Here is a 25,937-nt window from a genome sequence, read left to right as displayed (position 1 = left end):
ATCGTGGGCGTTCAACGGCCACGGACACCGGGGAGCGCCGTGCCGTAGCGGTCGCCGACAGGCGCGGGCAGCGCGTCCAGCTCCGCGAGCGCGTCAGGCGGCAGCTCCAGGTCGCCCGCCGCGGCGTTCTCCTCGAGGTAGCGCAGCCGCTTGGTACCGCGGATCGGCACCACGTAGTCGCCTTGCGCGATGACCCACGCCAGCGCCACCTGGGCAGGCGTGGCGCCGACGCGCTCGGCCACGCGGCGCACAGCATCGACGATGGCCCGGTTGGCGTCGAACGCCTCCTTCTGGAACCTCGGCAGGTGGCGCCGGAAGTCACCCTCCGGAAGCTGGTCGGGTGAGGTGATCGAGCCAGTGAGGAAGCCCCGACCGAGCGGCGAGAAGGGCAGGAAGGCGATGCCCTGCTCCTCACAGTAGGGCACGACCTCGGCGAGGGCGTCCCGCGTCCACAAGGAGAGCTCCGACTGCACGCTCGCCACCGGGTGGATCGCCTGCGCCCGCCGGATGTCCTCGACGCTCACCTCCGACAGACCGATCGCGCGGACCTTGCCCGCTTCCACGAGCTCGGCCATGGCGCCCCAGCTCTCCTCCAGCGGCACCGCCGGGTCGATGCGGTGCAGCTGGTACAGGTCCACGTGGTCGACGCCGAGCCGCGCGAGGCTGCCGTCGATCGCGCCCTTGATGTACTCCGGTCGCCCGTTGCGGTGGACGGCCCGGCTGCCGTCAGCCAACAGCCCGACCTTCGTCGCGAGAACGACCTCGTCACGGCGACCGGCGAGGGCCCGGCCGACGAGCTGTTCGTTCGAGTACGGCCCGTAGACGTCGGCCGTGTCGATGAGCGTGACGCCAAGGTCGATGGCCCGGCGAATGACCTCGACGGAGGTGGCGTCGTCACGGCCGCCCTCGTCGTAGGCCCACGACATGCCCATGCAACCGAGCCCGATCCGGCCGACCTCCGGTCCGCCCGCCCCGAGTGTGGTAGTGCGCATACCTGTCATTCTTGCCCGTGACTCAGCCGTCACGCAGACGTCATGCTCCCCGCTGTCGTTCGTGATGGTCGCGAGACGTGGCGCCTCGGCCCCGGGTGTCCCACACCGGCTCATGCCACGGGGTCGTCCACATGACCTCGTTCGACGCTTCACAGGTCGCGTCTCGGTCCTTACGTTCCGAAATATGAGGAAGATCAACTCGGGGACCTTCGTCTCCAAGTACTGGGGATATCTGTTGCTCCTCGTCGTTCTCGGCGGGTGGTTCCGTTGGGGCTTCGACCCAGCGCTGCTCGCCGGACTTTCGGTCCTCTCAGGTCTGTGGATCTTCTTCCAGGCACCCGGATGGTGCGGCGCGAAGACACGCGGGGACGACTACTGTCGCAACAACGCGCGCGGGCTGCTCATGGGCTGTCATCTTCGACAGCACAAGTGGCAGAAGCTGATGATGCTGGCCCCTGCGAGCTGGAGGAGGTTGGGCCGGCTCCTCGTGAAGAATCCCATCACCCTCATCAACTGCGGCGCGGGCCTGGCCACGATCGGCTCTTTGATTGTGTCGGTGATCGATCTCATTCTCGACCACTGAATGGCGAGGAAGCGGACCACTCGGCCCTTTCGCCTCAGCCACCTTCGTCGAGCTGCGGAACCCGAAGAACGACCGACACCCACGCACCAGGGCGTGCCACGAGCCACATCATGGACGCTGCTCAGCCCCGGCCGTGGGCGAGCTCCTGGGCCTTCAGCTTCAGCCCTTGCACGATGACGGGCCAGGCGTCGGGGTCGCCTTTGAGCATGGCCTCAATCGTCGACTTGATCTGGTCCCAGCTGGCATGCGGTGGGATCGGCGGGACGTTGGGGTTACACATGACGTCCAGCAGCGCGGGACGGTCCGCGCGCAGCGCGTTGTCCCACGCCGAGCCGAGAGCGTCGGGCGAGTCGACGCTGAAGGCCGCGAAGCCCAGGTCGTGAGCGAAGTCCGCGTACGACACGTCGGGCAGGCTCTGCGACTCCTCGAACTTCGGCGCGCCACCCATCGCCCGAAGCTCCCACGTCACCTGGTTGAGGTCGTTGTTGTGGAAGACGCAGACGACGAACCTGGGATCCGCCCACCGCCGGTAGTACTTCGCCACGGTGATGAGCTCGGCCATCCCGTTCATCTGCATCGCGCCGTCGCCCACCAGAGCGACCACGGGACGGTCGGGGTGCGCGAACTTCGCCCCGATCCCATACGGCACGCCCGCGCCCATGGTGGCGAGGGTCCCCGAGAGCGAGCCGCGCATCTGACCGCGCATCCGCAGGTCCCGGGCGTACCAGTCGGCGGCCGAGCCGGAGTCGGCGGCCACGATGGCGTTCTCCGGGATCCTCGACGACAGCTCCCACACGATGCGCATGGGGTTGACCGGGCGAGCGTCAAGCATGGCTTGCCTCTCGACGGTGGTCCACCACGCCGCGACGTTGCGCTCGATGGTCTCGCGCCAGGTACGGTCCTCCTTCCGACGCAGACGGGGAATCAGCTCGGTCAGCGTGGCCTTCGCGTCACCGAGCAGACTGACCTCGATCGGATATCGCATCCCGATCATGCTGGGGTCCAGGTCGATCTGGACCGCTCGCGCCTGGCCGAACTCGGGCAGGAACTGCGTGTAGGGGAAGCTCGATCCCACGATCAGCAGGGTGTCGCAGTCGCGCATGAGCTCGTAGCTCGGGCGCGTGCCGAGCAGACCGATGGCACCCGTCACGTACGGCAGGTCGTCGGAGAGAACGTCCTTGCCCAACAGGGCCTTGGCCACCCCCGCGCCGGTGAGGTCCGCCACACGGACGACTTCCTCAGCGGCGCCGCGGGCGCCCTGCCCGACCAGAATGGCGACCTTGCTGCCCGCGTTGAGCACGTCCGCCGCCCTGGCGAGGTCCTCCTCCGCGGGCACGATCACGGGCGGGTTCAGGCTGTCCGGCGGGCTGGAGGGCACATCCCGGAAGACGTGTCGGGGAGGTCGGTACGTCTCCTCCTGGAGGTCGGACGGGATGATCACCGCCGTCGGCGCGTGCCGCGCGTACGCGGTACGGATCGCGCGGTCGATCGCGTTCGGCAGCTGCTCGGCGACGTTCACCTCGACGAGGTACTCGCTGGCGACATCCTTGAAGAGCGCCTGGAGGTCGACCTCTTGCTGGTAGCTGCCGCCCATCGCGCTTCGGGCGGTCTGCCCGAGGATGGCGACAACGGGCACGTGGTCGAGCTTCGCGTCGTACAGACCGTTGAGGAGGTGGATCGCACCAGGGCCGCTGGTCGCCATGCAGACCCCGAGCTGGCCGCTGAACTTGGCGTAGCCGACCGCCTGGAGGGCCGACATCTCCTCGTGCCGGGACTGGATGAAGCGCGGCTGGTTGTCCGCTTTGCCGAACGCCACGACGATCCCATTGATCCCGTCGCCTGGGTAGGCGAACACGTACTCGACGCCCCACTCACGCAAGCGTCCCAACAGGTACTCGGCGACTGTCGGAGCCACGGCCATCCCCCTCCCACGCGGGTCGATCCACGCGGACGCGTGCTCGGCGTTCCCACGCGGGTACCCGTCGACCGGCCGCCGACACCCAGCCCGGTCGAGTTCGGGCGCGCCGTCGGCTCGGGCGAGGCCGCGCAAGGTCGGGTTGCCCAAGACGCCGGAAATGCGCTGGTGACGTCATGGGCTCGACCGTGACGTGAGCGGGGTCAGCTCAGCGCCGGAGGCGAAGGGCTGGCCCGCCTGCTCGGACAAGACGACGAAGCGCAGGTAGCGGCCCTCGGTCACGGGGAAGTCCACGCGCTTCTCGTCCCGCCCGCCGTCGAAGGCGCCGGCGGCGACGGCCTCGCCCCAGGTCTCTGGGTCGTTGCCGACGTAGATCTCGTAGTCCTTGACGGTGCCGTTCATCGTGCCGGTCTGGCGCGGCAGGTACGTCACCGCGTGGACGGCTCGTACCCGACCGAGGTCGAGCACCACCTCGTGCGGTGGGCCGGCGACCTCGTCGAACCAGCGGCTGTGCCAGATGGTGAGCGGGTCGCCGTCGATGAGGTTCGCGGCGGCGCCGTCCTCCCCCACCAGCTCCTCACTGGACACCGAGTGGATGGCGAGGCCCTCAACCGGCGCCTCGTCGTAGAGCACGGTCACGTGTCCCCGCTCCACGACCTGACCGTCCACCTCGAGGGCGACGGCGAACTCGTGTCGACCGGCGGACGCGGTCGTGGGCCGAACGGTCGCGGTGACCGTCTCCGCGCCGTGGGGGTCCAGCTCGACGTCCTGGGCGGCGGGCTCGACCACCCACCCGTCCGGGGTCGTGACCGTGACGCGTACGGAGCTGGCGTCCGACCTGCGGTTCGTCAGGTCGATCCGCACTGTCGCCGGCTCACCCGCCGCCAGCTCGGTCGGCTCCGCGATCACCGAGTCGACACCCACCGCCGCGCGGACGTCGAGCGGCACGGGGACGTCCAGCGACACGGACCGCCCACTCCGGCGAAGCGCCAGGGTCGCCACCAGCTCGTGCACCGCGGTCGGCGTCGACCGTGCGGCGGTGACGAGGAAGCGGGTCCGCAGTACCTCGCCCGGGCCGAGGCGTGGCGCGCGCCCGCCCTCGACCGTCTCCACCGTCCAGCCGTCGTCACCCCGCAGCTGAACCTCGACGTCGGTGAACGGCCGAGTGCCGTCGTTGCGCACCGTCAGCTCGACTTCGGTGCGGTCACCGGCGACGATGGCCGCCGGCTCGACCGCGACGTCGACGTCGACGTCCTGGTACCGCTCCAGCTCGGCGACGACCATCGCGCGGGCGTCGAGCACGGCTCGGTACAGCTCCGGTGACGGGCGGGCGTTCGCGTCCACCAGCGCGAGCGCCCGGCGGTAGACGGCGTTGTCCTCGCCTGCGCGACGCGCCAGCTGTCGCAACAGCTCGTGGTCGACCACCCCGTCCCGGAACGTCTCCCACCGAATGCTCGACATGGGAGCGTCGTCGCCGGGATAGACGATGTACTCGTCGCCCTGTGCGTATCGGTAGGCCGGATCGGTGAAGGGGTCGGCGGGCCAGCTGTTGTACGACCAGCGGAGGTAGCCGTCGAGGTTCTTCTGCACCGGTATCCACGGCAGGAGCCGCGCGCCGATGGGCGGGGTGGCCGTGATCGTGTTGGGCGTCAGCGGGCTGCCGGTGGTGTAGAACGTCGTGCGGTAGCCAGCTTCGCGGCGCTCGTTCACCAGCTCCGGGGTCAGCTCCGGCAGCAGTCCGTGGGAGAAGCTGATGTCGGGGATGCTCAGGTCGACGTCCATGCTGTAGACGGCGATGTGGATCTTGTCGGCGAACGCGGGCGCCGACTCGGCCAGGAAGTCTCGAACGACCGCCATGGTCGAGGCCGGACGCTCGTCGAAGGCGAGCATCGTGTGCTCGAACCAGCCGCGTTCCCGCAAGTGTCGTTCGAAGTCGGCGAGGAACGCCGACCAGGCCTCACGCCAGCGCGCGTCGCCCAGCTGGACGACCTCGCGCACCTTCTCGCCCGTTCGCGTGTCGGTGTAGAAGAGGCGCTCCCGACCGCCGAACAGCAGCAGGGCATACACCCGGATGTCGGGCCCGATGCCGGCTCGCAGCGACGCCTCGACGTACCGGTCGAAGACGGTGTAGTCGAACTCCCACGAGGCGCCGTCGTAGCGCCACTCGACCAGGCTGTGGAACGGGTAGTACGTCTGCGCCCGCCAGGTGCCGTCCGGCCACTGGATCTCCCACGGGTCCTCGATGATGGCGGCGTTGATGACCTTCTGGCCTCGTGACGCCATGTCCGCGAGATAGACGTCGAGCAGCCGCCAATGCTCCTCGGAGTACAAGGGCACCTGGTGGGCGTAGGCGATCGCGTCCGGCTGCAGCCACAGGTTGAGGTAGAAGTCGTAGTCCTCGGGGTCAGGGAGGGTGACGTCGGCGACGTCCACCACCAGCTCGTGGACCAGCGGTCGCTGCCCTCTCGCCGACACGCGCACACCGGCGACGTACGTGCCCGCGGGCAGGCTGGCCGACGGCCTGATGGTCAACCAGACGGGCTGGTTCGATCCCTCGGGAACGTCGACCGGCCCGTCGCGCAGCGGGTCGGCGGTCACCTCGTCGGTTCCCTCGACCGGGATGTAGGCGGGATACCGCACGGTCACCGCACCGGGCGGAAGCGACCGCTGACCTGCTCGTGGTCGTGCTCGAACGATGTCGACTCGGAGGTCGCGCAGATCCGTGCGCGCGAGGACGCCAAGTTGTGCGGAGGTGGGTGCGTTCCGAACCGTCGCGATGCGCAACGTGGTCGGTGCTGGCTCGGGAGCGTCGCCGTCCGGCTCGCGCGGGACCCGCTCGAACGACGATGACGCGAACGAGCCGGTGGGCACCCACGTCGTGAAGCCTGCCGCCGTCGTGTCGGCATCCTGCGGCGAGGCCGTCGCCGGGATCCCGTGCAGGACCGTCGTCACCACGAGCACGGTCGTGGCCGCGAGGGAAGCGACACGCCCACGCCTCGTTCGTCGGGTGAGTCCCGGCCGTGTCGGGACGGTCCTTGGCATCGGCCCCTCCTCCGTGTTCGAGCCAACCCCACCACCGTGGTCATCATCGAGCCGCCTTGATCATCGGGGTCGTCCCGGCATGCGGTGAAGCGTCGCGGACCGGCCAGACCTCTTCCGGCCGGCCAGCTCGGTCAGGCTCGCCGAGAGCGTGAGATCTCTACGAGAAGCGGGCCACCCGCTCGAACCGGACGGACACCTCGAGCAAACCTCACGTTCAGCAAGGTCACGTTGACACCGCGGGAGGGAGGTTGTCAGCATCGGCGCGGGACTCCGGCCCCCTGGCTCGGTGGTCGTCGCTCCCGCGCTCCGCGTGACCTTCGGACATGCCCAGCCCCCACGCCCGAGGAGGAAGCCGCCTGGTGCGTGCCTGCCTCGCCGCCGCTCTCGTCGTCGCCGCGGTCGGTGTCAGCGCGCCGACCGATCTCGCGCACGCCGCCCCCAGGTCACCGCAACGCCCGTCAGCCGCAGCGTCCGGAGACGTCGGCGCTCTCGACCCCGCGTCGACGGGCTCGCGGCGAGCCGACAACCCGCCGGCGGCAGACGTGCCGCGCGTCCGGGTCAACCAGGTCGGCTACGTGCCCGACGGCCCGAAGAACGCCACGGTCGTGACCGAGCGGACCGAACCGCTCACCTGGACCCTCCGCGACAGCTCCGACCGTGAGGTGGCTCGCGGGAGATCCACGCCTCGCGGTGTCGACGAGGCGTCCGGGCAGCGCGTCCACACCATCGACTTCAGTGACGTTCGGCGTTCCGGATCCAGCTACACACTGACGGCGGACGGCGATCGCAGCATCCCCTTCGACATCTCTGATCGCGTCTACGCCGACCTACGGTCCGACGCCCTGCGGTTCTTCTACGTCCAGCGCAGCGGTATCCCCATCGACGGCGCGCTGGCCGGCGCCGACTACGCCCGTCCAGCCGGACACCTCGGTGTTCCGCCGAACAAGGGTGATACCGACGTTCCCTGCGCTCCGGGCGTGTGCCGCTACCGTCTCGACGTCCGCGGCGGCTGGTACGACGCCGCCGACCACGGCAAGTACGTGGTGAACGGGGGTATCGCCACTCACCAGCTGCTGAGCCTGTGGGAGCGGGCACGCCGCGCCGGCGACCCGCACGCGGTGGGCGACAGCCGACTGCGCGTCCCCGAACGCGGCAACGGCGTCCCCGACGTCCTCGACGAGGCGCGGTGGGAGGTCGAGTTCCTGCTGCGCATGCAGGTCCCGCCCGGCAAGCCGCTGGCCGGCATGGCGCACCACAAGGTCCACGATCGGAACTGGACCGGCCTGCCGATGGCGCCCCACGAGGACCCGGAGCCGCGTGAGCTGCGCCCGCCCTCCACGGCCGCCACGTTGAACCTCGCGGCCGTCGCCGCCCAGGCGGCCCGGGTGTTCCGCCCGTACGACCCGTCCTTCGCCGACCGCAACCTGGCCGCCGCGCGGACGGCGTGGGCCGCCGCGAAACGACACCCCGACCGCTATGCCAGCGACGCCGACAGCCAAGGTGGCGGCGCCTACGGCGACCGGCACGTGGAGGACGAGTTCTATTGGGCGGCCGTCGAGCTCTATCTCACGACGGGCGAGGCCGCGTACCTGCGCGAGGTTCTCACCTCTCCCATGCACACCGCGCAGGTCTTCTCCGACGGTGGCTTCGGCTGGCAGAGCGTCGCGGCGTTGGGCCGGCTGCAGCTCGCGACGGCTCCCAGCGACCTGCCGAGGGACGAGCTCGAGCGGGTGCGGGACTCCCTCACCCACGCCGCCGACCGCTACGTCCAGACCGCACGCCGCCAGGCCTACGGACATCCGCTACCGGAGAACGCGGAGTTCTACGCCTGGGGGTCCAACAGCAACGTGCTCAACAACATCGTGGTGCTGGTCACGGCGTACGACCTGACCGGCCGGAAGACGTACCGTGACGCCGCGATCGAGGGCATCGACTACGTCCTCGGGCGCAACGCGCTCAACCTCTCCTACGTCACCGGGCACGGGGACCGCGCGGCCCGCAACCAGCACAGCCGGATGTACGCGCACCAGCTCGATCCCCGCCTGCCCCACCCGCCCGCCGGCTCACTCGCCGGAGGCGCCAACACCGGCTTGCAGGACCCGGTGGCCGAGCGCTCGCTGAAGGACTGCCGTCCGCAGCTGTGCTACCTCGACCACATCCAGTCGTTCTCGACCAACGAGGTGGCCATCAACTGGAACTCCGCGCTGTCGTGGGTGGCGTCCTTCCTCGCGGACGTCGCCCGCGAGGAAGGACGCACCTCAGCCTGAACACCCGCTAGCGCGCGGGGGTGTAGCGGAGCAGCCTGGGCCCGTCGCGGAACCACAGGTTGCCGTCGTCGTCCTGGTCGAGCCGGTAGGTCCCGGACGCGCGGACCACCGTCGCCCGCAAGGTCCGGGGATGGATGCGGAGCAGCTGGCCGGCCGACGAGGCGTAGACGAAACCGTCCGGGTTGACGAACAGCTCGTCCTGCCAGTGCGAGGACCCACCCGGGAGGTCACGCCGAGCCTTGACCTTCTTCTTCACCGGGTCGACGACGAACAGCGTGCCGCTGGCCAGACCCCACAGCATGCCGTCGGGTCCCACGGTGAGGGCGTCGATGGACGCCGCACCGGGAACCGGCGTGAACTCGCCGGTCTTCTCCCCCGTCGTCGTGTCGACGGTGAACAGCTTGGCCTCGGTGGCCTTGGGCTCGGTGCCACCGCCGCCGAAGATGGACGTGCCGCCCCACAGCGTCGTGCCGAGCAGCGTCAAGGACGTCACGCCCTGGTCGGGCACGATGTTCCGGCGCACGGTGTGGGTGCCGCTCGCGTGGTCGTACGCGGTAAGCGCGCCACCCCACTGGCCGTAGTCCGGGGTGCTGCCGACGTAGAGCGTCGTCGGTGTCGACACGATCGCCACCGGTCGGTTCTGGCCGTGGTCGTCCTGGAGCCGGAAGAGCTCACGTGGGTTGGTCCCGAGCTGGTACGGCTGGGACGGGTCGTAGACGAGGACGCCGCCGTAGGGGTACACGCCGGCGTAGAGCAGACCGTCGTGCCAGCCGAAGCCGTCGGCCTGACCGAGCCGACCGAGCGTGGTGACGGTGCCGGTGTCCGGCTCCAAGGTGGACAGGTTCCCGTTGATGAACAGGTTGGTGTAGACCTTGCCATCCGGGCCGGCGGTGAGGTTGCCGATGTCGATGGCCTGCGGCGGGAACGGCAGAGTGAACCGCTCGTACTCACCGGTCGCCGGGTCGTACCACAGCGCCTGGCCGGCGTAGTTGCCGATCGCGGCGTAGAGCACGCCGTCGATGAAGCCCCATCCGACACCCGGCCCTCCGGCGGGGATGGGGTTGCCGGAGGAGTCGAGGACGGGCTCCGGCGTGTCCGTCGTGAGGTCGTAGCGCCAGAGCTGGTTGCCGGTCGAGGTGAAGTACACGTACCTGCCGTCCGGGGACAGCGGCGAGGTGCCCCGGGAGGTGATCGTGAACTCGTCCGCGATCACCTCGCCGGTGTCCGGGTTGAGCACGAGCGCGTCGAGCCGGTTGCGCTTGACGAAGAGCCGGTCGCCGATGAGGTTGATGTCGTAGGGGTAGTTCGGGTCGCCGCGCAGCTCAGCGGGCCAGATGTCCCGCTTCTCGCCGGTGGCGAGGTCCAGTCGCACGAGGTGCCCGCCGGTCCCGATGGCCGCCCACAGCACCTGCCGCTCGGGGTCGACCGCCGTGTCGATGGCGTACATCTCCCCCTCGACCATCGGGCCGTAGTCGTGGAACCCCTCTGACGGCGAGTAGGAGAACACGTGGGCGTCCGGGTAGGTGCCGCCGTAGACCCGACCGTCCGCGCCGGGCCTCAGACCGTAGATGTAGCTCTGCCCCTCGACGGCTTGCCCCAGGTCGGTGAGCGTGTCGGTCGCCGGGTCGTACTGGTAGAGGTGACCTTCGCTGTACGTGCCGCCGTAGACCCGCCCGTCGCTGGCCTGGGTGATGCCCCACCCTCCAGACGAGCCGGGCATCTGCACCGTGCGGATCAGCTCCCTGCCGATCGGGTCGACCACGGAGATGACGCCTGGGGTGCCCATCTGGATGCCGTAGACGACGGGCCGGCCGTCACCGTCGACGCCGAAGTACCCCTCGTGCAGCGTCAACGCCTCCGCCTGGACGCCGAAGTCGGTGACGGTTCCGAGCGGCGGCTCGTGCCGGTGCGCCTGCGCCGACGGGGGGACCGCCACGGTCCCGGCGCAGACCAGCGCGAGTGCCGCGACTCCTGGCAGCAGGGTTGATCGGAGTGCGGACACCGGGTCCTCCTTCGGTTCGGTCGAGGCGGAGCGCGACGGCACAGCGGCGACACCGCCCCCACTTCCGGTCATGGCCTAATCTAGGAGGTGGGGCGGCCATTGATCATCTCGCGAACCGCGTCCAATTCCGGACGGGCGCGTAAGTGTGTCACCGGCCTGGCCCGTCGCTGGTCCGGCGGGGACCCGAGTCGATCACCGGCACTACGCTGCCGGGTATGTCCTCGGTCAGCGCCACCTGGGAGCCCACGGCACCGGGCGTCCTCCGTCTCCCGTCTGGGCGCCTCGTCCGCGGCCGAGGAGTGCGTCCTCCACTCCTCTCCGGCCCCGCGCCGACGTTCGGCCTCTACCTGCTCGGCAAGGAACCGCCACCACTCCCGTGGGAGTACCGGTGGCTGCGCTGGCGCGACTTCTGGCTGCCGTCGGATCCGCGCGCCACCGCCGACGCTCTCCGTGAGGCCTGGACCCGGTCGGCCACCGAGCGTGTCGAGGTCGCCTGTGGCAGTGGGTACGGTCGCACCGGGACCGCGCTGGCGTGCCTCGCCGTGCTCGACGGCGTCCCCGCCGACCAGGCTGTCGACTACGTCCGCACCCACTACTCACCGCGTGCGGTGGAGGCGCCGTGGCAGCGCCGCTTCGTCCGTCACTTCGGCAGCTAGGTCACCCCCCGACGAAGCGGCACGTACGCGGTTCCTGACCTCCAGGACCGACGCAGGCTGCCGGCCCGGGAACGCGTTCCAGGGCCGGCACGGTGTGTGGTCCTACGCCCCGACTGTCGGTGGCGGCCGCCAGCGTCGGCTTCCCCCAAGCCCGTCGACGGCAAGGTCAGGTTGACGGCACGGTCGACTGCGCGGACCCGTCAGCCCAGGGCCAGCGTGGGTCGTGGTGCCGCTACCGGACCGGCCCGGTTCGTCATCGACAACCCCGCCCCGACACGAGTGAGGGCGGCGCTCCGTGGCGGACACCAGGTCCGCGAGCTGGCAGACGCGGAGAATGGCGCGACGTCCCGGCTAGCCGACAAGGCGGAGGTGCCGGGTGTCGGGAGCGTTGCGTCGCACCGCGTCGGCCGATTCGTCGTCCCGCTGCTCCTGCGAGGCACGCTCGGCCGCGACCCGGGCCTCGTAGGTGCGGACCTCCTCCTCCACCCGCGCCGCGTCCCAACCGAGGACGTCGGCCACCGCCTCGGCCACCGGGCGAGCGGACTCGGTGCCCCGGTGCGGCACCTCGATCGAGATGCGCGTCCGCCGGGTGAGCAGGTCGTCGACGTGCAGCGCGGCCTCGTGCGTCACGGCATACCGCACCTCGGCCATGAGGTACTCGTCCGCGCCGGGCACCGGCTGGAGCAGGGACGGGTCCTCGCCGGCCGCCTCGAGCACCTCGTGGACCAGTGAGCCGTAGCGGTCGAGCAGACGCTGGATGCGCCAGCGCGGCAGGTGGTACTGGGCAGCGAGCTCGTCGACGCGGTTCACCAACGCGTGGTAGCCCTCCGCGCCCAGCAGAGGCGTCCGGTCGGTGACGCAGCGCGGCACCGGACGGGCCAGGTCCGCGACCGCGGCGTCGATCGCGTCCTTGGCCATCACCCGGTAGGTCGTGTACTTGCCGCCCGCGACGGAGATCAGCCCAGGAAGCGGCCGGGCGATCGCGTGCTCGCGGGACAGCTGGCTGGTCTCCTCCGACTCCCCCGCCAGCAGCGGGCGCAGACCCGCGTAGACCCCGATGATGTCGTCGTGGGTGAGCGGCTGGGTGAGCACCCGGTTGACCCGCTCGAGGATGTAGTCGATGTCCGCCCTTGTCGCGGCCGGGTGCGCCTTGTCCAGCGTCCAGTCGGTGTCGGTCGTGCCCACGATCCAGCGGTTGCCCCACGGGATGACGAACAGCACCGACTTCTCCGTGCGCAGGATGATGCCGGTCTCGGAGGCGATCCGGTCCCGCGGCACGACGATGTGGACGCCCTTGGAGGCGCGGACCTTGAACCGTCCACGCCCCTCGCTCATCCGCTGGATGTCGTCGGTCCACACGCCCGTGCAGTTGACGGTCACCGAGGCACGCACCTTGGCGGTCGCGCCCGTCTCCACGTCACGGATCTCGGCGCCCACGACCCTGCCGCCTTCCCGCAGCAGGCCGACGACCTCGGTGGAGTTCCGGACGACCGCGCCGTAGCTCGCCGCCGTCCGGATCACCGTGAGCGTGTGGCGAGCGTCGTCCGCCTGGGCGTCGTAGTAGCGGATGGCGCCGACGAGAATGTCGCGGCGCAGCGCCGGCGCGAGCGCGCGTGCCTTCGTGCGGGTCAGGTGCCGGTGACGCGGCACCGCGCGAGACCCGCCCATCGTGTCGTAGAGGATGAGGCCCGCGCCGACGTAGGGCCGCTCCCAGAGCCGGTGCGTCAGCGGGTAGAGGAACGACACCGGCTTGACCAGGTGGGGAGCGATGCGCGTGAGCATGAGGTCGCGTTCGCGCAACGCCTCGGCGACGAGGGAGAAGTTGAGCTGCTCCAGGTAGCGCAGGCCGCCGTGGAAGAGCTTGCTCGAGCGGGACGACGTCCCGCTCGCGAAGTCGCGCGCCTCGACGAGCGCGACCGACAAGCCTCGGGTAGCCGCGTCGAGCGCCACCCCGGCACCGGTGACGCCACCCCCGATGACGAGGACGTCGAACTGACCACCGTCGAGTCGGCGCCACGCCTCGGCACGCTGCTCGGGTCCGAGCTTGGACGAGCCGATCATCCTGCATCCTCCTCCTGGTTCGTCTGCGCGACGGCGACGGTCACCCCGGTCCGCTCGAGACGGCGCAGATCTTCCGGATCAGTCTTGTCGTCGACGATGACGACGTCGAACTCACTCAGCGCGACCAGTGCGTGCAAGGCGCGTCGGCGGAACTTGGTGTGGTCGACGTAGAGAATCCGCCGTTTCGCGGAGTCGAACATCGCGCGCTTGACCAGCACGGTGTCGTGCGCCTGGTGGAAGCAGACGTCGTCGGTGATCGCCGAGGTGGACATGAACAACACGTCCGCCCGCAGCCCCCGCATCGCGTTGATGGTGAGGTTGCCCATGTAGGCGTCACACCACTGGTAGTACTGACCGCCGAGCGAGATCAGCGTGACCCCCGGCTTACCGCTCAGCGCGTTCAGCACCATCTGGAAGTTGGTGATCACGCTCATCGGCTGCCGCTGCGGGAGCAGCTCGGCGAGGAAGAGGCCGGTCGTCGAGTCGTCCATGATGATGGCTTGGCCGGGCTCGACGAACTCGAATGCCGCCCTCGCGAGCGCGCGCTTCTCCGGGACGTTCTGCGTCATCCGGTACGCCGTGCTGGCCTCAACAAGGCTGGTCGCCACCGCGGTCGCGACCCCTCGCGACTTGCGCAACAGCCCGCGGGCTTCGAGGGTGTCCAGGTCGCGGTGGATCGTCATCATGCTGACGCCGAAGCGTTCCGCCAGCTCCTCGGTGCGCACGGTGCCCTGGCTCATGATGAGCTGGACAATCGCGTTGTGACGCTCGGCTTGGCCCAGGCCAGGCTGGTCGCCGTTCAACGCGGCGCCGGCGGCCGCGGACCGCCGTCGCGGTTGCCGCTTCACCTTGCTGGCCATCGTCGTCAGCACTCCCTGTCACAGCCGGTGGAGGCGAGCACGGCGCCTGAGGGCAGGGCCGGCGACCCTATTCTGCCGACCCTGCCCTCACTCACCTCCTCACAGCTCGCCTTCTCACTGCTCGTTGGCGATGTCGCCCGACTCGAGGTTCCGCTCGATGAGCTCGGGCAGCCGCTCGAGGAAGGCGTCCTTCTCCGTCACCACGTTCTTCAGGTACTGCTCGACGTTGTCCGGCGTGATCGGGGGCATCACGTAGGTGTACTTCTTCTCCACCGGCTTGCCCTCGACGATCCGCTTGGCCACCGCCAGGCCAGCGGCCAGCTCGACCCGGCCGTGCTGCAGGCTCGAGCCGATGAAGTCACCCCGCTGGACCGCGCGCAGGCCGTCCTCGATGCCGTCGATCCCCACGATCGGGATCTTCTTCCCGGCCTCCTGGAGCGCCTGGAGTGCGCCGAGCCCCATGTCGTCGTTCTCCGAGACGATGCCGTCGATGTCGTCACCGAAGCTGGACAGCCAGTTCTTGACCTTGTTGACGGCCTCGTCACGCTTCCAGTTCGCGGTGTCCTTGGCGAGCACCTTGATGTCGGGGTACTTCTTCAGCACCTCCTCGATGCCCTTGGTGCGGTCGAGCTCCGGCGAGGAGCCGAGCGGACCCTGGAGGATGACGATGTTGCCCTTGCCGCCGAGCTCCTTGGCCATCATCTCCATCTCCTGACGGCCGGCGGCGACGTCGTCGGGCAGCACGGCGGAGGCCAGGCCCTCCTCGTTCGACAGGGTCGTGTTCACCGCGATGACCGGAATTCCGGCGTCCTTGGCCATCTGGATCTGCGGCCCAAGCGAGTCGGCCTGGACGGGGACGATGATGATGGCGTCCACGCCCTGGTTGATGAGCTGCTCGACCTGGTTGGCCTGGGTGGCGACGTCACCGCCGGCCGAGTTCCAGAGCAGCTCGATGTCATTGGCCTTGGCGTAGGCGCGCATGCCCTCCTGGCCCTGCGTGATGAACGAGGACATGTCATAGACGGTCACGCCAACGCGGATCTTGCCCCCGCCGTCCGCGCCCCGGGCGGTCTCGTCTCCGGCGCCGCAGGCAGCTGCCGCGACGAGGACGAGCACCGTGCCCAGAGCGACGACCCCCCTTCGGATCATCTTCCGCAGCATTCGGGTCTCCTTCTCCGTTAGTGCCACTGCAGATGGGTTCGACTCGCCCCGCCCCGCCGCACTGGCGGCGCCGCCGATGGCCCCTGCTGGCTGGTGCCACCGGACCGTTCGCCACTGCCGGGGACGACTGTGGTGAGGTGTGTCAAGTGCTTCGCCGCTTCGTCGCCCACATGTCGACGGCGACAGCCGCGGCGATGAGCACGCCCTTGATGACCTGCTGCCAGTAGGCGGGGACGACCAGCAGGTCGAGGCCGTTGTTGAGGGTCTGGATGAGCAGGAGGCCGAGCGCGGTCCCCCACACCGTTCCCCGGCCACCCATGAGGCTCGCGCCACCGATGACGACGGCCGCGATCGCGTCCAGCTCGTAGCCCTGCCCGAGCGTGGGCGGGCCGGAGATGACCCGCGAGGCGAGGATCACACCCGAGATGCCCGCGAGCGCCCCGCTCACGACGTAGACGGTGGTGAGGGTCCGTCGCACGTTGACGCCGGCCACCTCGGCGGCGGTGCGGTTGCCGCCGACCGCGTAGACCCGCAGCCCGAAGGACGTGCGGTGCATGACGAGGGCGACGATCGCGAACCCGACGAGCATGACCCACACGGGTGCCGGGAAGCCGAGCACCCGGGTGTTCGCGATCCGCCCGAACTCCGCGGGGAGGCCGTTGATCGGTGCGCCGTCACCGATGACGAACGCCGCGCCAGAGGCGGCGGTCATCATGCCGAGTGTCGCGACGAACGGCGGCACGTTGAGTCGGCTCACCAGCAACCCGTTGATGAGGCCGCACAGGATGCCCACCGCGATCGCGGCACCGAGCGCCAGCCAGAGCCGCTCGGGGTGGCCCAGCACGATCTTCGCCGCCGTCATGGCGCTCACCGCGATGACGCTGCCGACGGACAGGTCGATGCCACCCGTGAGGATGACGAGGGTCTGCCCCAGCGCGACGAGCGCGAACGGCGCGGCGGCGATGAGGATCGTTCGGACGTTCGCCACGGTGGCGAACCGCGCGCTCTCGTAGCTGAAGTAGGCCATCACGAGCAGCAGCACGACCACCATGGCGTTGCGAATCAGCAGGTCCTGGAGACGAGCTGCGCTCAACAGGGCCGGCTTGGCCTGCTCCTCCACAGGCCTTGGAGCCTCCGGCCGAGTCTGCGTCTGCGTCGTAGTCACAGGTGGCTCCCTGGGGCGATGTCGTCGTCGATTCGTCGAAGCGAGGTGGGCGTCATGCCGCCGCTCCCCCCTCCCCGGCGGTCGTCTGCTGTCCGCTGGCGAGGCGGAACATGACTTCCTGGACGTCTTCCCGGTCCAGGTCGGCGCGGGAGAGCTCCCCGGCCACCTGGCCTCCGCGTAGGACGAGCGCCCGATGGCTCAAGCCGATGAGCTCGGGCATGTCGGAGCTGACCAGCACCACGGCCAGCCCGGCCGCGGCGAGGTCGCGGATGATGCGGTAGATCTCTCCCCGAGCGCCGACGTCGACGCCGCGGGTGGGCTCGTCGAGGAGCAGGACCTTGGTGTCGTGGGTGAGCCACCGGGCGAGGACGAGCTTCTGCTGGTTCCCGCCGGAGAGCGTGCCGGCGAGCTGGTCCATGCCGCGCGAGCGCAGGGCGACCCGCTCGGTGGCCGCCTTGACCGCGCCGCGCCGGCGGCGGCTCCTGATCCACCCGATGGTGGTGAAGGACGACAGGTGAGGCAGGCTCCCGTTGTCCAGGACGGAGCGGCTGAGCACCAGCCCGGCGCCCTTGCGGTCCTCGGGCACGAGCGCGACCCCCGCCCGGATGCTCTCGGCCGGAGCGTTCCGTCGGACGGGCTTCCCCGCGACGACGACCTCACCCCGAGCGGAGCGGCGGATGCCGAACAGCGCCTCGAGCAGCTCGGTCCGGCCCGCGCCGACGAGGCCGCCGATCCCGAGGATTTCACCACGTCGGACGTTGAATGTCACACCTGGCGCGTTGCGTTCGAGCGCCAGGTCGCGGACCTCGAGCGCCACCTCGTCCTGGGGAGGCGCCACCGTCGGGAACAGGGCGTCGAGGTCACGCCCGATCATGGCCCGGACGATGGACTGCTCCGTGGTCTGGCTCGCCGGCTCGTCAAGGACGAGTTGCCCGTCGCGGAGGACGACCACGTGGTCGGCCAGCTCCTCGATCTCGGCCATGCGGTGGGTGGTGTAGACCATCGCCACGCCCTGGTCTTTGAGCTTGCGCACGACCGCGTGCAGCCGCGCGACCTCCCGGTCGGGGATCGCCGAGGTGGGCTCGTCCAGCAGGAGGACCTTCGCACCCCAGGTGGTCGCCTTGGCGATCTCGACCAGCTGGGTCAGCGCGACCGACAGGCGACCCATGCGCACCCGCGGATCGATGTCGACGTCGAAGACGGCGAGCATGCGACGCGCCTCGGCGATCATCCGACGCCGGTCGAGGAGGCCGGCCCGGGTGCGCAGCTCCCGGCCGACGAAGAGGTTCTCGTAGACGGTGAGGTCCGGGTACGGCGCCAGCTCCTGCGGCACGATGCCGACGCCGAGCGCGCGCGCCGCCCTCGGGTCGGCCTGCGAGAGTCGCTCGCCCTGGACCCACACCTCGCCCTGGTCCGGCGCGAGCTGGCCGGTGACGATCTTCATCAACGTCGACTTGCCCGCGCCGTTCTCGCCGGCCAGGACGGTCAGTGTCCCCGCGCGCACGGCGAACGAGACGCCTCGCAGGACCGGAACGCCCCCGAAGCTCTTGGCGAGCCCGCGCACCTCGAGTGCCGAGGGCAACCAGACCACCTCCCACAGTGACCAGGCTTGGACGCCTCCGCGCCGAGCGATGCGTCGCTCGCCGCACCCCGTCACGTGACGGTGAGGTGAACGCTAGATAAGCGACGTCTCACAAGCAACCCTTGCGATACAAGTTTTTATCATCGACGATGTTAGAACTCTCGTCCTCGACCGTAGAGTGACGTGAGATCAACCGCCGCAAAAGTGAACAGGAGTGTGCCTTGACCGACCGCAAGCGCATCGCCCTCGGTAACGACGAGGCCGCGGTCACCCTCCGCGAGCTCCTCGCCGACCACCTGCGGGCCCGGGGCTACGAGGTGGACCTGTTCGGACCCGAGTCCGCGGACACCAAAGTCGACTACCCCGACGTCGCGTACGAGGTGGCGACCCGTGTCGCAGCGGGTACGTACGATCGCGCTCTGTTGCTCTGCGGCACCGGGATCGGCATGGCCATCGCCGCCAACAAGGTGCCAGGGGTGCGCGCCGCGCAGGCCGCGGACACCTACAGCGCGGAGCGGGCGCGCAAGTCCAACAACGCCCAGGTGCTCACGATCGGCGCCCGAACCGTGGGGCCCGAGCTCGCTCGCAGCATCGTGGACGCCTGGCTCGCCTCCGAGTTCGAGGGCGGACGGTCGGCGCCCAAGGTGCGCAAGCTCGAGCAGCTCGACGAGAAGCTGCGGGCGGCGTCGACGAAGGAGCCGGCGTGATGCCGGGGACCGTGACGATCCTGGGCGCCGGGGCCATGGGCTCCGCCCTGGCGACGCCGTTGTCCGCCGCCGGCTGGGAGGTCCATCTCTGGGGCACCTGGCTCGACGACCACCTGCTCGCGGCGTGCCAGGCCGGCGAGCCGCATCCCCGCACCGGGGTTCGCCTCGCCGCCGGCACCCGGCTCTACGCCAGTGACCAGCTCGACGAGGCCTTCACCGGGGCCGACCTCACGGTGGTGGCCATCGCCTCGCAGGGCGTCCTGGACGTCGTACGCCGCGCCCTGCCGAACATCAGCCGCACCCGCGCGCTCCTGCTCACCAGCAAGGGCTTCGCGCCGAACGACGAGGGTCACGTTCAGCTCCTGCCTGACGCGTTGCGTGACCTCGCCGCCGAGGAGGGCGTCGAGCTGCCTCCCATCGTCGCGGTCGGCGGACCGTGCAAGGCCAACGAGGTGGCCGCCGGCCGCTGGACGGCCGCGATCTTCGGCTGCCGGGACGAGAGCGTCGCCGAGGAGATGGCGAAGGCGGTGGCGACCCCGGCGTATCGGGCGGAAGTCACGAGCGACGAGGCAGGCGTCGAGATCTGCGCGCCGATGAAGAACGTCTACGCCATCGCGCTGGGCCTGGCCGACGGACTCGGCGAACGCCATGGCGAGCCGCACCACGACCTGAAGGCGGCCACCTTCGCCCAGGCGGTCCGCGAGCTCGTCGTCTTGACGCACATGGTGGGCGGCGACCCCGTCACCGCGACCGGGCTGGCCGGCGCCGGCGATCTCGAGGTCACCGGGCTGTCGGGCCGCAACAAGGTGTACGGCGCTCGAATCGGCCGCGGCGAGCCCGCCGACCGGGCGCTCGCGGAGATGGCCGCCGCCGAGCAGACCGTCGAGGGTGTGCCCGCCGCGCGGCTCGCGCGCTCCCTGGTCGACCAACGAAACCCCGGCGCCTGGCCCGACCTGCCTCTGCTGTCTGCCATCCTCGACATCCTCGACGGCCACAGCGATCCCGCGCAGCGGGTCGCCGACGCCGTCCTCCCACGCGGCTGAGCCGCCGCACCGCGCTCCCCAGGTGAGGTGGTCCCGATGACCCGTCCCGTCGTCATCGCCGTCGACTGTTCCACCACCGGCAGCAAGGCCGTCGCCTTCGACGCCGACGGTGTGGCTGTCGCTGAGGCGCGCCGCCCGTATCCGCGCCGCTCCCCCCGTCCTGGTTGGCAGGAGCAGGACGCGGCCGACTGGTGGAACGCCACCGCGGACGCCATCCGCGACGTCGTGACGTCCCTCTCGTCCCCGCCGATGGCGTTGGGGATCACCCACCAGCGGGAGACGTTCGTGTGCCTGGACGAGCGCGGAGAGCCGCTGCGGCCGGCGATCCTGTGGCTGGACACCCGGGCCGGCGAGCAGATCGCCCGGCTCGGGTCGCCGGAGGTTCACCGGCTGTCCGGCAAGCCGCCGTCCACCACGCCGAGCCTGTACAAGCTCGCCTGGCTGGCCGAGCACGAGCCGGACGTGCTCACGCGCACCGCGCTCGTCCTGGACGTCCACGGCTACCTCGTCCAGAAGCTGACCGGGGAGGTCGCCACGAGCTGGGCCTGCGCGGACCCGATGTCGCTGCTCGACATGGCGACCTTCACCTGGTCGCCGCAGCTCGTCACGGCGGCGGGCCTCACCCTCGACCGGCTGCCCCGGCTCGTGGCCCCCGGGTCGGTCATCGGAACGGTCTCCGGAACCGCGGCCGAGCGCACCGGGCTCCCCGCGGGTCTGCCGGTCGTCGCGGGCGCCGGCGACGGCCAGTGCGCGGGACTCGGCGCGGGCGTCCTCACCGCCGACCGCGCCTACCTCAACCTCGGGACCGGCCTCACCATGGGCGTGCACTCCGCGTCGTACCGGTGGGACCGTGCGTATCGAACCTTGGCCAGTCCGGTCGCCGGCGCCTACACCCTGGAGTCCCTGCTGTCCTCCGGCGCGTTGTCCATCGCCTGGTTCCGTGACGCGCTGTCCGGACTGACCGGCGACGACCGGGAGGAGCGACTGGAGCGGATGGCCGCCGAGGTGCCGATCGGCGCCCGTGGGCTGCTCTTCCTCCCCTACCTCACGAGCGCCGAGACGCCGTACTGGGACGCCGACGCGCGGGCGGCGTTCGTCGGCCTCACCGACGAGCACGGCCGACCCGAGATGTACCGGGCGGTGCTCGAGGGCCTGGCGTACGAGGAGCGGCTCAGCCTCTCCCTCATCGAACAGTCGACCGGCCAGAGCGTTGTCAGCCTCGTCGCCATGGGCGGCGCGTCTCGGTCGCGGCTGTTCACCCAGCTCCTCGCCGACGTCCTCGAACGGCCCGTGGCGGTCGCCGCCGAGGTCGAGACGACGGCGCTGGGCGCCGCGATCCTCGCCGCCGCGGCGGTCGGCCTCGAGGGTGTCAAGAGCGTCGAGGAGGCGACCGGGCGGATGACGCGCGTCGCGCACGTCCGCTACCCCGACGCCGCTCGAGGTGCGGTGTACCGCGAGGCGGCGCGCGTCTACGCCGAGCTCTACCCGACCCTGCGGAGCCTGTTCCCCCAGCTCTCTCGCCTCCGCGCGCTGAGCACACCGCAGGCCTGACAGCGAAGTACGCCGCAGGCCCGACGGCGAAGGTCACCACGGGCCTGACGGCGAAGGTCACCACGGGCCTGACGGCCTGCCGAGGGCGCCGCTGCCCTCGACGGCCCCTCCCCACGCACACGCACCGCGTGACCGACATCGGCACGTCGGGCTTCTTGACCGCGGCCTCCCTCGCACGGCAGTCTGCCGGGCCATCTGCAACCGGTTGCAGATCCGGCGTCGGCGTGCGCGTTCCGTCGGCGCGGACCACGCCGCCCGGCGGGTGCCGGTGCCGTCGGCCACGGGTGCCGGGACTCCGCCGGTCGTCAGTCGGCCTGGAGGAGGGACCGTGCACCCACTCGACCACACCGCGCTCGCGCTCTACTTCCTGCTGATGATCGGCATCGGGGTCTGGTCGAAGCGGAAGGTCGCCACGACACGGGACTTCTACGTCGCGGGCGGGCGGATGCCCTGGTGGCTGCTCGGCATCTCCCACCACATGTCCGGCTACAGCGCGGTCGTGTTCACCGCGTTCGCCGGGGTCGCGTACGCCTACGGCATCACCATCTACATCTGGTGGGCCTTCGGCATCGCGTTCGGCACCTTCCTCGGCGCGCTCTTCATCGCACCCCGCTGGGCGCGGCTGCGACAGCGGTACGGGTTCGAGTCGCCGTTGGAGTACCTGGCGCAGCGATACGGCAAGCCGACGCAGCAGACGCTGGCCTGGGCGGGCACGGCGCTCAACCTGGTCTCCAACGCCACGAAGTTCGCCGGCATGGGCATCGTGCTGTCCGTGCTCTCCGGCATCCCGTTGCCGTGGGCGATCGTCATCTGCGGCGCCATCGGCATCTTCTACTCCGCCATCGGCGGGATGTGGGCCGACGTGGCCACGGACTTGACGCAGTTCGTCGTCCAGTTCGTCGCGGGCGTCGCCTTGCTGGTCGTCGTCCTGGGCGAGCTGGGCGGCCTCTCCGCCATCGTGGGGATCTGGGACCGGCTGCCGGCCGACCGCACGAACCCGTTCCCCGATGAGTACCCGCTCTCCTACGTCCTCCCGTACCTCGTCATCAACTTCCTCAGTTACTCGGGCGGTACCTGGAACCTGGCGCAGCGCTTCATGTCCTCCCCGCAGGGATCTGAGGCGCGCAAGGCGGCCTTCTTGTCGTCGGTGATCTACCTCCTCTGGCCGCTGGTGCTGTTCTTCCCCATGTGGGCCGCTCCCCTGCTCCTGCCGGACGTGGAGAACCCCAACGAGGTCTACGCGTTGATGGCCCGCGAGTACCTTCCTGCGGGCCTGGTCGGCCTCGTCCTCGCGTCGGTGTTCGCGCACACGATGGCCATGACGACGTCGGAGTCCAACGCCATCTCGTCGGTCATCACCAGGGACGTCCTGCCGGCTCTCTCACCCCGGTTGGCGACCGCCAACCCCCGGGTGCGCCTCCTGGCCGCTCGGCTGGTCACGGTGGGGTTCAGCGTCTCGACGGTGCTGATCGCGCTCAACGCCGACCGCTTCGGCGGCGTGCTCACGCTCATCCTCGAATGGTTCGGCGGGCTCGTCGGTCCCATGGCGATCCCAATGCTGTTCGGCATGCTGCCGCTGTTCCGGCGCGCAGGGCAGGTGAGCGCGTTCTTGTCGATCGGCGGTGGCTTGGCGACCTTCGTCGTGGTCAAGTACGCGCTCGAGCTGAGCACCGCGCAGATCACGACCTACCCGGTCCTGGTGTCGCTCGTGCTGTACGGCGCGGCAGGACTGGTCGGTCTGCTGACGCGCCGGGAACGTGTCGAACCGGTGGACTCCATCCTCGAGGCGCTGAGCGCCGACGAGCCGTCACGCCCCGAGGCGACCACACCGGCGAAGGTCTAGCCGCCGAGGGTCTAGTCGCCGAGGGGTCAGGACGTGGCGTCGGTTCCGGCGCCGGAGTCATGACCGGCGGTCGTCGCCGACTTGGCGCGCAGGAGCGTCTCGATGCCGTCGAGGAGGATGCTCAAGCCGAACTCGAACGACCGCTCCGGATCCGACGCCGCGCCGTACTCCGCGCCGGCCGCGGCGCCCACGCGAGCGGCGAGCGGGTAGCGCTCCGGCTCCAGCACCTCGGCGAGGATCGGACCGGCCCGTCGCCACCACTCCTCGTCGGTCATCCCGGTGCGCTCGACGAGCGCGTCCGCCTGCACCGCCCCACGCACGGCACCATGGACGTAGTCGGAGACGAGGGACACCACCAAGTCCATCTCGACATCGGTCAATCCGATGCCGTCGACGGCGGAGAGCTCGCGGTCGTACTTGGCGATGAGGTTGGGGCCCAGCACCGGCCGTCTCGTCGACACCTGCAACAGCCAGGGATGGCGACGGTAGAGAGCCCAGTTCTCGCGAGCCACCCGCGCGAGCTTGGCCCGCCACCCTCCTTCGTCGTCGCCGTCGCCGCGCCCGGTCACCTCGGCGTAGACCGTGTCGAGCATGACGTCGAGCAGCTCTGCCTTGCTGGGCACGTAGGTGTAGAGCGACATCGCGGTGACGCCGAGCCGCTCAGCGACCCGCCGCATCGACAACGCCGCCAGGCCCTCCGCGTCCGCGATCTCGATCGCCGCCCGAGCGATCCGCTCGACGCTCAGCCGGGGCTTGGGTCCCTTGCGAGCGGGCTCCCGGAGTCCCCACAGCAGCTCGATGCCACGGCGAGGATCGCCGGTGCTGGCGTACTCCGTCGTCACGCGACCATTCTTGCCCCACGCAGCCCGTGGTCGGCGCCGGCAACGGCGTCCCGGACCATCGTCAGACCGGCTTGGGTTCGTCCCGGAGTGCCCAGGCCATGCCGAGCGCGGCCAGCAGCCCGACGGCGGCCGCCCACCAGAACACCGCGGCCAACGACGCGGCCGCGACCAGGCCTCCCGCCGCGGCGCCGGCCATCCGTCCTCCGCCCAGCACGATGGCGTAGATGCCTTGCGCGGTGTGCCGGATCTCGTCGGGCGCCTGCATGTCCAGGATCACCCGGCCGGCCACCATCGTGCCGATGATCACCAAGCCGTGGACGACCTGCGTCCCCACGATGACAGCGACCGAGGGGGACGCGGCGAGCAAGGCGAACCGTGCCACCGCGGCCAGCGAGCCGAGCACCATCAGCCAGCGCCACCCCAGCCGCCGGACGAGCCATCCGTAGCCAGCCATGTAGGCGAGCTCGATGATCACCCCGACATTCGTCACGAGCCCGAGCCAGCGCGGCGCGAGCCCGACGACGTCGGTGGCCAACAGGGGGTAGAAGGCGAAGTACACCGACTGGCCGACCTGGAGCAGGAACATCGAGGCGAGGAACGTCACCGTCGTCGGCCGCCGGAGCAACCGGCCCGCGACTCGCACCACCTCAGACAGCGACGTCCCTCCGCCATGGCCCGCACGTGACCGGGACCGGACCGCTTGGTCCGTGCCGGAGCCGCTGGGCGGTGAACCGGCCGTGCGGCCAACGTGCCGGGTGGGCAGGAACCACGCCACGACGATTCCGAGGAGAGCCAATCCGCACGCGATGACCGGCAGCACGTCAAGGGAGCTGTCGTCGGTGAGAGAGATGTAGAGGAGGATGCCGGGGATCATGTAGCCGACGGTCCCCCAGATCCGCACCCGGTGATAGCTCACATCGGCGAGTGCGGGAATCCTGCGTTGCGCAGCGAAGAAGATGCCGTCCAGGAGTGGCCTCGAGGGCTCACGGGCGAGGCAGAAAGCGGTGTAGACGACGAGCAGCCACCAGTAGCCCTCGACCACGGAGAAGACGAGCAGGGTCGCCGCCGAGGCGACGAGGACCCAGATGAACAGCAGCTCGGCTCGTCCGTGGCGGTCGGCGAGCATGGTGAGAATCGGCGGCGCCATGAGACCAGCGACGCTGGACGCGGCCAACACCATGCCGATCTGGCTGGCGCTGAAACCGTGCTCGTACGCCAGGAACACACTCAAGAAAGGAAGGAGCGCACCGTCGACGGCGTACAGCAACGCGTAGGTGGCGTTGGTGACCGCGAGGGGCCTCGAGCGGAGCCACGCGAGCAGCGTGGGTGAGGACGCCGCGTGGGAGATCGCCGGTGTGGTCGATGATGATGAGCTAGGCGCGGAGCCGTGTTCGGTCGTGTGCAACCGTTCCCATCCCTTGGATCGCTTCAGGCCAGACAGGCCACATCGCTGGGGTCCCTTGACTGGCCACGTCTCACGGTGCCTCAGTCGGCACCGCTCCCACACCTACCACACCGGATGGCGAGACGACCCCCGGAGATGGGCGCAGCCGTCGTCCTACCGGAGTCCTACGACCGGAGTCCTAGCGGGAGGTCGAGCCGTGCGGCTGTGACGACAGGCGCGGGGACGTTCCGCCGACCTCAACCGTGACCTGGTGGGCGGCC

The 25,937-nt window shown here is 70.2% G+C and carries 18 protein-coding genes; 7 read left to right on the top strand and 11 right to left on the bottom strand.

Annotation, left to right across the window (positions count from 1 at the left end):
* Positions 1–11: 11 nt before the first annotated feature.
* Entirely contained in the window at positions 12–992 is a 981-nt protein-coding gene (locus tag DFJ64_RS15665) for an aldo/keto reductase (RefSeq protein ID WP_115851119.1), read from the bottom strand.
* 184 nt (positions 993–1,176) lie between these two features.
* Between DFJ64_RS15665 and DFJ64_RS15660 the strand changes: the two genes are divergently transcribed.
* Positions 1,177–1,575, top strand: a complete 399-nt coding sequence (locus DFJ64_RS15660) for a hypothetical protein (protein ID WP_115851118.1) — start codon at positions 1,177–1,179, stop codon at positions 1,573–1,575.
* Positions 1,576–1,696: 121 nt separating this feature from the next.
* On the opposite strand, the gene DFJ64_RS15655 is transcribed toward DFJ64_RS15660, so the two are convergent.
* Both DFJ64_RS15655 and DFJ64_RS15650 read right to left on the bottom strand, forming a co-directional pair.
* Positions 1,697–3,490, bottom strand: coding sequence for a thiamine pyrophosphate-requiring protein (locus DFJ64_RS15655; RefSeq protein ID WP_115852149.1), 1,794 nt, complete (start codon positions 3,488–3,490; stop codon positions 1,697–1,699).
* A 174-nt stretch (positions 3,491–3,664) separates the two neighbouring features.
* Positions 3,665–6,532 carry a glycoside hydrolase domain-containing protein gene (locus DFJ64_RS15650; RefSeq protein ID WP_115851117.1) on the bottom strand — a complete coding sequence of 956 codons (2,868 nt, stop codon included), beginning with the start codon at positions 6,530–6,532 and terminating at the stop codon, positions 3,665–3,667.
* Positions 6,533–6,891: 359 nt separating this feature from the next.
* Here DFJ64_RS15650 and DFJ64_RS15645 point away from each other — a divergent pair, with 359 nt between their 5' ends.
* A complete protein-coding gene (locus DFJ64_RS15645; RefSeq protein WP_245941165.1) occupies positions 6,892–8,799 on the top strand; it encodes a glycoside hydrolase family 9 protein in 1,908 nt (635 codons plus the stop codon).
* A 7-nt stretch (positions 8,800–8,806) separates the two neighbouring features.
* Here the strand turns inward: DFJ64_RS15645 and DFJ64_RS15640 are convergent, their stop codons facing one another.
* Entirely contained in the window at positions 8,807–10,801 is a 1,995-nt protein-coding gene (locus tag DFJ64_RS15640; RefSeq protein ID WP_147304730.1) for a hypothetical protein, read from the bottom strand.
* 215 nt (positions 10,802–11,016) lie between these two features.
* On the opposite strand from DFJ64_RS15640, the gene DFJ64_RS15635 reads away from it, so the two are divergent.
* Positions 11,017–11,457, top strand: a complete 441-nt coding sequence (locus DFJ64_RS15635) for a protein-tyrosine phosphatase family protein (RefSeq protein WP_115851114.1) — start codon at positions 11,017–11,019, stop codon at positions 11,455–11,457.
* Between the two features lie 351 nt (positions 11,458–11,808).
* Here DFJ64_RS15635 and DFJ64_RS15630 read toward each other — a convergent pair whose 3' ends face one another.
* The 5 genes from DFJ64_RS15630 to DFJ64_RS15610 form a co-directional block, all read right to left on the bottom strand.
* Entirely contained in the window at positions 11,809–13,518 is a 1,710-nt protein-coding gene (locus DFJ64_RS15630) for a glycerol-3-phosphate dehydrogenase/oxidase (RefSeq protein ID WP_115851113.1), read from the bottom strand.
* Complete coding sequence (locus DFJ64_RS15625; protein WP_115851112.1) at positions 13,515–14,378, bottom strand: DeoR/GlpR family DNA-binding transcription regulator; 864 nt, start codon at positions 14,376–14,378, stop codon at positions 13,515–13,517. Before DFJ64_RS15625 ends, DFJ64_RS15630 begins: the two co-directional genes overlap by 4 nt.
* A gap of 114 nt (positions 14,379–14,492) precedes the next feature.
* Positions 14,493–15,539: a substrate-binding domain-containing protein gene (locus tag DFJ64_RS15620; RefSeq protein WP_281268511.1), complete on the bottom strand. Its 1,047-nt coding sequence runs from the start codon at positions 15,537–15,539 to the stop codon at positions 14,493–14,495.
* Between the two features lie 142 nt (positions 15,540–15,681).
* Positions 15,682–16,704, bottom strand: a complete 1,023-nt coding sequence (locus DFJ64_RS15615) for an ABC transporter permease (RefSeq protein WP_211310631.1) — start codon at positions 16,702–16,704, stop codon at positions 15,682–15,684.
* Between the two features lie 52 nt (positions 16,705–16,756).
* Positions 16,757–18,286, bottom strand: a complete 1,530-nt coding sequence (locus DFJ64_RS15610; protein WP_115852146.1) for a sugar ABC transporter ATP-binding protein — start codon at positions 18,284–18,286, stop codon at positions 16,757–16,759.
* Positions 18,287–18,507: 221 nt separating this feature from the next.
* Between DFJ64_RS15610 and DFJ64_RS15605 the strand changes: the two genes are divergently transcribed.
* The 4 genes from DFJ64_RS15605 (at position 18,508) to DFJ64_RS15585 (ending at position 23,430) form a co-directional block, all read left to right on the top strand.
* Positions 18,508–18,993: an RpiB/LacA/LacB family sugar-phosphate isomerase gene (locus tag DFJ64_RS15605; protein WP_211310630.1), complete on the top strand. Its 486-nt coding sequence runs from the start codon at positions 18,508–18,510 to the stop codon at positions 18,991–18,993.
* Positions 18,993–20,036, top strand: coding sequence for an NAD(P)H-dependent glycerol-3-phosphate dehydrogenase (locus tag DFJ64_RS15600; RefSeq protein WP_115851111.1), 1,044 nt, complete (start codon positions 18,993–18,995; stop codon positions 20,034–20,036). The genes DFJ64_RS15605 and DFJ64_RS15600 overlap by 1 nt, the downstream gene beginning before the upstream one ends.
* Before the next feature lie 36 nt (positions 20,037–20,072).
* On the top strand, positions 20,073–21,587 hold the full coding sequence (locus DFJ64_RS15595) for a xylulokinase (RefSeq protein ID WP_115851110.1): 1,515 nt from the start codon (positions 20,073–20,075) through the stop codon (positions 21,585–21,587).
* 328 nt (positions 21,588–21,915) lie between these two features.
* Positions 21,916–23,430, top strand: coding sequence for a sodium:solute symporter family protein (locus tag DFJ64_RS15585; protein ID WP_115851108.1), 1,515 nt, complete (start codon positions 21,916–21,918; stop codon positions 23,428–23,430).
* Positions 23,431–23,456: 26 nt separating this feature from the next.
* Here the strand turns inward: DFJ64_RS15585 and DFJ64_RS15580 are convergent, their stop codons facing one another.
* Together DFJ64_RS15580 and DFJ64_RS15575 are read right to left on the bottom strand one after the other, a co-directional pair.
* On the bottom strand, positions 23,457–24,272 hold the full coding sequence (locus DFJ64_RS15580; protein ID WP_115851107.1) for a TetR/AcrR family transcriptional regulator: 816 nt from the start codon (positions 24,270–24,272) through the stop codon (positions 23,457–23,459).
* A gap of 61 nt (positions 24,273–24,333) precedes the next feature.
* Entirely contained in the window at positions 24,334–25,677 is a 1,344-nt protein-coding gene (locus DFJ64_RS15575) for an MFS transporter (RefSeq protein WP_170152631.1), read from the bottom strand.
* Positions 25,678–25,937 lie beyond the last annotated feature (260 nt).

The organism is Thermasporomyces composti (assembly GCF_003386795.1).
Classification (GTDB): domain Bacteria; phylum Actinomycetota; class Actinomycetes; order Propionibacteriales; family Actinopolymorphaceae; genus Thermasporomyces; species Thermasporomyces composti.
Note: the sequence above shows the minus strand (reverse complement) of the source record. Positions and strands in the feature narration are given on the sequence as shown.

Coding starts and splice junctions, on each gene's coding strand:
- DFJ64_RS15620 (WP_281268511.1), bottom strand. CDS start 15,539: ATGCTGCGGAAGATGATCCGAAGGGGGGTCGTCGCTCTGGGCACGGTG.
- DFJ64_RS15600 (WP_115851111.1), top strand. CDS start 18,993: ATGCCGGGGACCGTGACGATCCTGGGCGCCGGGGCCATGGGCTCCGCC.
- DFJ64_RS15660 (WP_115851118.1), top strand. CDS start 1,177: ATGAGGAAGATCAACTCGGGGACCTTCGTCTCCAAGTACTGGGGATAT.
- DFJ64_RS15650 (WP_115851117.1), bottom strand. CDS start 6,532: ATGCCAAGGACCGTCCCGACACGGCCGGGACTCACCCGACGAACGAGG.
- DFJ64_RS15595 (WP_115851110.1), top strand. CDS start 20,073: ATGACCCGTCCCGTCGTCATCGCCGTCGACTGTTCCACCACCGGCAGC.
- DFJ64_RS15625 (WP_115851112.1), bottom strand. CDS start 14,378: ATGGCCAGCAAGGTGAAGCGGCAACCGCGACGGCGGTCCGCGGCCGCC.
- DFJ64_RS15635 (WP_115851114.1), top strand. CDS start 11,017: ATGTCCTCGGTCAGCGCCACCTGGGAGCCCACGGCACCGGGCGTCCTC.
- DFJ64_RS15665 (WP_115851119.1), bottom strand. CDS start 992: ATGCGCACTACCACACTCGGGGCGGGCGGACCGGAGGTCGGCCGGATC.
- DFJ64_RS15630 (WP_115851113.1), bottom strand. CDS start 13,518: ATGATCGGCTCGTCCAAGCTCGGACCCGAGCAGCGTGCCGAGGCGTGG.